Here is a 6997-nt window from a genome sequence, read left to right on the forward strand (position 1 = left end):
ACTTCTGAGGGGTACGGATATCCGCAAAATTCCGCTTGCCGCACTCATGGACAATATCAGTATGGTGTTCCAGAGGGTATATCTGTTTCAGGATACGGTTTACAACAACATTGCCCTCGGCAGACCTGACGCAAGCCGTGAGGAAGTCATTGGAGCTGCGAAAAAAGCACGCTGCTATGATTTCATTATGGAGCTGCCTGACGGCTTTGATACGGTGATCGGCGAGGGCGGTGCAAGCCTTTCCGGCGGTCAGGCGCAGCGGCTTTCTATCGCAAGGTGCATTCTGAAGGATTCGCCCATTGTCATTCTCGATGAAGCGACTGCAAGCGTTGATGCAGATAATGAGAGCTATATCCAGCAGGCGATATCCGAGCTTTGCAAGGGTAAAACACTGTTAGTTATCGCCCACAGACTCAATACCATTGTCGGTGCGGACTGCATCTGCGTCATCAAAGAAGGACAAATTGCCGAATCGGGCAACCATAAGAGCCTTATGGATATGGGCGTGGGCGGTATCTATCATAATATGGTTACAAAACGTGCAGTCAGCACGGGTTGGAAAAACTAAAAAAGGTATTGACACACCAAACAGAAAGTGGTATAATAAAATCGGTTTGCATATGCTAACTGAATATTACAGGAGGTTTATCATGAACGATAACAAGCTGAAAGTAAAGGACTTTATCACGATCGGCATTTTCACGGCGCTGATCTTTGTCGTGGAATTTGCCTGCGGAATGCTGGGCTTTATCCACCCGTACATTGTCGCATCCTATGTGGTGCTGATCCCGCTGGTCGGCTCGATTCCGATGATGCTGTTTTACACGAAAGTTGAGAAATTCGGCATGATTACGATCATGTCCATTCTGATCGCAATTATCATGTTTGTGACCGGTATGGGCTGGCTCGGCGCACCGCTTATCATCCTTTCGGGACTGATCGCGGATCTGATTGCCAAAAAGGGCGGCTACAAGAGCTTTAAGATGACGGCGCTCAGTCACGGTGTTTTCTGCCTTTGGATCTGCGCAAACTACTTCCCGGTAATTGTGACTGCAAAGGACTATCGCAAGAGCCTTCTTGACGGCGGTTATTCTGCGGAATACTGTGATGCGCTGTTCCGTGCAATCAACGGCAAAACAATCGCAATTCTGCTGGCACTTTGCTTTATTTTCGGCGTGATCGGTGCATTTGTAGGTAAAGCAGTTGTCAAGAAGCACTTTGAAAAAGCGGGTATCGTATGATAAAGATTCATCTTGATCCCCGCACGAAGCTGTTTATGATATTCGCTGTTTCGTTTATCGTAATGGTCAATGCGGTATCGCCGATGGAATGGGCAGTCAGGATCATCGTTACCCTTATACCCGTGTTCCTGCTGGCAAACGAGGGCAGATATGTGTCTGCCCTTCGTTTTTTGCTGTGCTACGGGGCGGCGCTTTTCTTGCTGAAATACTACATTTCTGCGGAATCAACGGGGGTTCTTTCGGCGCTCCTGGTCGGCTACTGCGGTATCGTGGCACAGTTTATGCCTGCGATGATCATGGCGTGGTATGTGATACATACAACAAAGATCGGCGAATTTATGTCGGCAATGCAAAAGATGCACGTTCCCGACGGCATATCGGTATCGCTCGCTGTTGTGATGCGGTTCTTTCCGACGATAAAAGAGGAATACCTCAGTATCAATGATGCTATGAAAATGCGGGGCATTTCATTTGCAGGCGGAAGAATAACAAAAATGATCGAATACCGCCTTGTTCCGTTGATGTTTTCCTGCCTGAATATCGGTGAGGAATTGTCGGCAGCAGCGGTCACAAGGGGCTTGGGAGCACCGGTCAGACGAACCAGTCCGGTGCAGTTAAAACTCAAGGCGGCAGACTGGCTGATGATAGCTGTTTTCGCAGCAAGTATGATCCTGTTTGTAATCTCAAAATATTTCAGGTGAGATGTTATGATCGAAATCAAAAATGTCAATTTCAGATACAAAGGTTCTGATGAAGGCAGCCTGGAAGATCTGTCGCTGACGATTCATGACGGTGAAACGGTGCTGCTCTGCGGTGCATCCGGCTGCGGAAAAACGACGGTCGGCAGGCTGATTAATGGCTTAATTCCGCACTATTACAAGGGTGAACTGACGGGCAGCGCCACTGTGAACGGTCGTGATATAGCCCAAACGGAGCTGTATGACCTTGCAGGCGTGGTGGGAACGGTGTTCCAGAATCCGAGAAGCCAGTTTTTTGCAATTGATACAGACGGCGAGATCACATTCGGCGCAGAAAATATCGGGATGCCGCCCGAGGATATTGTGTCCCGCAAAAATGACGAAGCGCGTGAAATGCACATTGAGCGACTGCTTGACCGCAGTATATTCGAGCTTTCGGGCGGTGAAAAGCAGATCATCGCCTGTGCAAGTGTCAGCGTGCTTTCGCCTGATATTATGGTACTTGACGAGCCGTCCTCCAATCTTGACAGCAGTGCGATAGAAAAGCTGAAAACCATTCTTTCCGACTGGAAGTCGCAGGGCAAGACGATCATTATAGCCGAACACAGGCTGTATTTCCTGCGTGAACTTGCGGACAGAATGTTGATACTCGATAATGGAAAAATCGTGAAAGAACTGCGCTCCGATGAGATAAGAGCATTGACCTTTGCCGATACCGAGCGAATGGGCATACGCCCGCTGTCACTTGCAGATGTTACATATACTCGTGAAAATGTTTCAAAGCACGATGAAATGCTTACGCTTGAAAACTACGTGTTCACCTACAAAGATGGCAAACACGGTATCAATATCCCGAAACTGGAGCTGCCTACAAACAGCATTATTGCAATTATCGGTCACAACGGTGCGGGCAAAAGCACGCTTGCGCGAAATATCTGCGGACTTGAAAAGAAATGTAAAGGCACGCTCACGCTTGGCGGCAAAACATTCAAAGCAAAAGAGCGCCTGAAAATCTGCTATATGATCATGCAGGACGTCAATCATCAGCTCTTTACCGAAAGTGTCAGGGACGAAGTGATGCTGAGCATCACGGATAAGCAGATAACAGACACAGAGAAAACGCATCGCAGTGACGAAATACTCGCTCAGCTTGATCTGTCCGAATACAGCGATAAACATCCTATGGCACTTTCCGGCGGTCAGAAGCAGCGGACAGCTATTGCATCGGGCATTGCTTCGAGTAAGCCTATTCTAATTTTCGATGAGCCGACAAGCGGACTTGATCTTGCCCATATGAAACAGGTTGCGGGTGAGATTTTGAAGCTTCGTGACATGGGGAAAACTGTTTTTATTGTGACGCACGATCTTGAATTTATACTCTCCTGCTGTGACCATATCGTAAGATTGGAAAAAGGACAGGTGGTCGAAAATTTCGAGTTGAATAAAGATACAGATATCAGGCTGCGTCAATTCTTCACAAATGAGAGTTAAAACACAGCACCATATCTATTTCGTACAGAAGATATCATAGAAAGCCGTTCATAATTGGACGGCTTTTTTCTTGCAGCATCTTGCAATTTGAGTTAGCATATGCTATAATATAATCATGAGTTTGTCTATGCTAACTGTATTGCGACTGGAGGTCATAGTATTGAAAAAGGTACGTTCGTTATCAAAAGAGAAAATAGATGAGATCTCTGCCCTGATCGGTGCGTCGTTCTGGGATTATCCCTATGAACCCGGCGAAGGCGGATTAAAGCCGTTCTTTCCCTCGAAGGCGGCAATGACCGAATACATGAAGGCATTTGTCATCGCAGGCATTAAAAGCGGAACATTTTACAGTACAGATCATGGCGAAGGATACATCCTCATCACCGATACAAAAGGAAATCATCCGAATTTACGGAGCATTGTAAAAATGGCACAGCGAATGAAAAATGCGCTCGGCGGCTGGGGGAAACTGTTTTCATTTCTGAAGCAGGCAAACAGCGGCTGTGATAAAAAGCCGCTTGAAATACAGATGAAAAAGCAGAAAAAGCCTTACGTTAAGGTTGAAATGCTGATTGTGACAGAGAAGTATCAGGGGCAGGGCTATATGCGCAAGCTCATGGAGTTTGCCTATAAAATAGCAGACAAAAACGGCTGTCCCTGCATACTGGATACCGACGCAAAAGGCAAATGTGACCGCTATGTGCATCTCGGCATGAAGCTCGTTCAGACACGGACGGCGGCAGGGTGCAAGATATATGATCTGATGTACGGAAAGAAGAATGATTATGAGCAATTACAATGACATCGGCATTGACAGCAGTCTTGACTGGCCCCGTATCCGCAAGCTGTTTATCATAGGACTGATCGGCGGTATTATGACATTTGTTGGCGACTGGCTCCTCGGATACGGTGTATATGATGAAAGTCTGACAGGGCTGGAAAAGAAACTTTCGCAGTATCTGATCTTATCGGATGGAACATTGTTCTGGTCCGCATTTCTCGGACTGATCGGTATTTCGCTTGAGGGGCTTTGCTATTTTGGTATATACAGACTGATCGCTAGCGGCAGTATGAAACACGCCCATATATTTCGCAGCGGTGTGTTCGGATATATGCTGTTTGCGGCCTGCGGCGTTCATGTCCCTTGCCTCTCGACTGTGTTTTTCTATAGCCATATGATGCTTGCATCGCCTGAGAACGCATATGATCTGACAATAAAATTTGGTTTGTACTTCTTACTGCCTGCGCTAACACTGTTCCTGATATTCTTCCTTGTAATGAGCGCGGCACAGATCAGTGCTTTTGCCAAAGGACTGACTCCGTATCCGAAGTGGTGCTGGATATTTTCGATGCCTGTCGGTATGGGTGCGACAATGCTGCTGAAATTCGCAGGCAATCACGCTGTTGTAAACGGTCTGACTGCTGCATGGATCAGCATCGGCAATATCTGGATGTTCGGCGGCTTGCTGCTGACAATGAAGAAAGCCAAAGGAGGTCATAAGCATGAGATTTGATAAACAGGATAAAGTTGTAAAAGCGCCCGATGCGCTAAACAATCCGCTTTACAGGGTGACAAAAGCAGTCGTGAAGGCTGCAAAGATACGAAACAGCCTTATCGGTACAAAGGAAGAAGTCCTTACAAAAGCGGCAAAAATGAATGCAAAAAACCGTCATTTTATTATGCCGACAGATAACAAGGCTCACTATACCGATCATCTGATACAGGGACAGTATCACTGCATTGAAGTTGACATTGAAAAGAAACGGCGAGATAAAGCGATATTGTTCGTATTCGGCGGCGGCATGATACTCGGCTCAGATAAAGGCGATGTGGGGCTTTCAAGAAAGATCGCTGAAACAACCAATTCCGATGTATGGTTCCCGTATTATCCCCTCTGCCACGAACACGATATGCTCGAAAATGTGCAGATGATATTTGAATGCTATACCAAAATGCTGACATTCTACAAGCCTGAAAACATCGTATTTCTTGGCTTTTCCTCGGGCGGTGCACTGATACTCGATCTGATCACATACATAAATGAACTGAATGACAACGGCAGAAATATTCCTATGCCGGGAATGCTGATCCCCATATCGCCCGGAAGTGTTCCCGTAATAGATGCAGAAAATACAGCAATCAAAGCACTTGACAAGCGAGATATCATGATTCCTGCGGCGTATATGTATACTGCCCGTGAGATCATGTGTCACGGCAGAGAAATACCGGAAAAATATCTTGCAACCGCACACGGCGACTTTCGTAGGGCTCCCATGACGCATTTCTATTACGGCAGCGCAGAAACGCTGTACGCCTTTGCTCCAAGCTATGCGGAGAGCTTCCGGAAAGCAGGCGCAAAGTGCATGATTCATGTGGGTAAAGGAATGCACCACTGCTTTGCGTTGCAATATTTTATTCCCGGCTGCAAGCCAGCTTTCAACGAGGTCATGGAACTGATAAACGAATTTCTCAGAAAAGGAGCAAAGCCATGAGTTTTACAGACAATTTCGGAAATCCGAAAGGACTTCTCGGACGAATGATGCTTGTCAGCATGGACAAGGAGCATTTACCAATGGCGCAGTGGGCGTTGGAGCAGATCAGCATTCCCGACAGCGGCAAGGTCGCAGATCTGGGCTGCGGCGGCGGTTACAATATCAGACGTATGCTTGGATTGAGCGAAAAAGCGAAGTTTATCGGGCTGGATATATCCGATGAAAGTGTGAAAAAGGCTGAAAAGGTCAATAAAAATGAACTTGGCAAGCGTGTAAAAATCATCAAAGGCAGTGCTGAAAATCTGCCGTTCACGGATAACAGCATTGACCTTATCACCGCTTTTGAAACGGTTTTCTTCTGGAAGAAACCTGAAATAGCGTTCAGGGAGATCTACCGTTCACTTGTTAATGGCGGCTGTTTTGCGGTCATCAATAATTACGGCGATCCGAATGTGGATTGGGAGAAGAAAGTTCCCTGCATGACACGATATACGGCAGAGCAGATCGCAGATATGCTGAAATCAGCGAAATTTGCTGATATTTCAGTCAATAAAAAGGAAAATCTGTTTTTAGTCATGGGATATAAACGATAACACACAGTGAAAGGATATTCAATATGTATAAGACAACAGTTAAAATTGACGGTATGATGTGCGGAATGTGCGAATCACATATCAACGATGCCATTCGCACCAAAATATCCGTGAAAAAAGTATCTTCTTCCCATAAAAAGGGCGAAACGGTTATTATAAGTGAATACAAACTGACCTCAGAAATGATAGCTGACGCACTGGACGGTTCAGGCTATACAGTTATGAGTGTAACTTGTGAAACGTATGAGAAGAAGGGATTTTTCAGCAAAAAGTAAAGGAGTATAATTATGAGTGCAAATTATAAGAACTGGGTTCCAAACGGAATGATTACGGCATTGACTGCAGGAACAGCAATTCTCGGCGCAGGAACCGCAGCACTGATGTTTGCTGATATGAATCCGATGATGAAAAAAGCTCTTGTCGGAACGGCTGGCGCAGGCACACTTGTCTGCGGCGCTATGGCAGCGTGGAGCGTTTATGC

At 46.2% G+C, this 6997-nt stretch carries 9 protein-coding genes and 1 pseudogene; all 10 read left to right on the forward strand.

Annotated elements, in window-relative coordinates; all coding sequences use genetic code 11:
* Positions 1-568: ABC transporter ATP-binding protein (locus CUS_RS02370; protein WP_002847333.1), on the forward strand; the 568-nt coding region annotated here is incomplete at its 5' end.
* An 82-nt stretch (positions 569-650) separates the two neighbouring features.
* Positions 651-1241, forward strand: coding sequence for an MptD family putative ECF transporter S component (locus CUS_RS02375; protein ID WP_002847334.1), 591 nt, complete (start codon positions 651-653; stop codon positions 1239-1241).
* Positions 1238-1942 carry an energy-coupling factor transporter transmembrane component T gene (locus CUS_RS02380; RefSeq protein ID WP_002847330.1) on the forward strand — a complete coding sequence of 235 codons (705 nt, stop codon included), beginning with the start codon at positions 1238-1240 and terminating at the stop codon, positions 1940-1942. Before CUS_RS02375 ends, CUS_RS02380 begins: the two co-directional genes overlap by 4 nt.
* A gap of 6 nt (positions 1943-1948) precedes the next feature.
* Positions 1949-3430 carry an ABC transporter ATP-binding protein gene (locus CUS_RS02385; RefSeq protein WP_002847331.1) on the forward strand — a complete coding sequence of 494 codons (1482 nt, stop codon included), beginning with the start codon at positions 1949-1951 and terminating at the stop codon, positions 3428-3430.
* 160 nt (positions 3431-3590) lie between these two features.
* Positions 3591-4232, forward strand: a complete 642-nt coding sequence (locus CUS_RS02390) for a GNAT family N-acetyltransferase (RefSeq protein ID WP_002847328.1) — start codon at positions 3591-3593, stop codon at positions 4230-4232.
* A complete protein-coding gene (locus CUS_RS02395) occupies positions 4216-4944 on the forward strand; it encodes a DUF6796 family protein (RefSeq protein WP_100084514.1) in 729 nt (242 codons plus the stop codon). Before CUS_RS02390 ends, CUS_RS02395 begins: the two co-directional genes overlap by 17 nt.
* A complete protein-coding gene (locus CUS_RS02400) occupies positions 4934-5923 on the forward strand; it encodes an alpha/beta hydrolase (RefSeq protein ID WP_002847332.1) in 990 nt (329 codons plus the stop codon). Before CUS_RS02395 ends, CUS_RS02400 begins: the two co-directional genes overlap by 11 nt.
* Complete coding sequence (locus tag CUS_RS02405) at positions 5920-6516, forward strand: class I SAM-dependent methyltransferase (protein WP_002847329.1); 597 nt, start codon at positions 5920-5922, stop codon at positions 6514-6516. The genes CUS_RS02400 and CUS_RS02405 overlap by 4 nt, the downstream gene beginning before the upstream one ends.
* A gap of 23 nt (positions 6517-6539) precedes the next feature.
* Positions 6540-6791, forward strand: coding sequence for a heavy-metal-associated domain-containing protein (locus CUS_RS02410; protein ID WP_002847326.1), 252 nt, complete (start codon positions 6540-6542; stop codon positions 6789-6791).
* Between the two features lie 12 nt (positions 6792-6803).
* A pseudogene (locus CUS_RS02415) lies at positions 6804-6997 on the forward strand (class I SAM-dependent methyltransferase); the annotation flags it as partial.

Origin of the sequence: Hominimerdicola alba 8 (assembly GCF_000178155.2) — a bacterium.
In the GTDB taxonomy this organism is placed as follows: domain Bacteria; phylum Bacillota; class Clostridia; order Oscillospirales; family Ruminococcaceae; genus Hominimerdicola; species Hominimerdicola alba_C.

Excerpts from the sequence above, each read along its gene's own strand:
- CUS_RS02375 (WP_002847334.1), top strand. The coding sequence starts at position 651 with ATGAACGATAACAAGCTGAAAGTAAAGGACTTTATCACGATCGGCATT.
- CUS_RS02380 (WP_002847330.1), top strand. The coding sequence starts at position 1,238 with ATGATAAAGATTCATCTTGATCCCCGCACGAAGCTGTTTATGATATTC.
- CUS_RS02385 (WP_002847331.1), top strand. The coding sequence starts at position 1,949 with ATGATCGAAATCAAAAATGTCAATTTCAGATACAAAGGTTCTGATGAA.
- CUS_RS02395 (WP_100084514.1), top strand. The coding sequence starts at position 4,216 with ATGAGCAATTACAATGACATCGGCATTGACAGCAGTCTTGACTGGCCC.
- CUS_RS02400 (WP_002847332.1), top strand. The coding sequence starts at position 4,934 with ATGAGATTTGATAAACAGGATAAAGTTGTAAAAGCGCCCGATGCGCTA.
- CUS_RS02405 (WP_002847329.1), top strand. The coding sequence starts at position 5,920 with ATGAGTTTTACAGACAATTTCGGAAATCCGAAAGGACTTCTCGGACGA.
- CUS_RS02410 (WP_002847326.1), top strand. The coding sequence starts at position 6,540 with ATGTATAAGACAACAGTTAAAATTGACGGTATGATGTGCGGAATGTGC.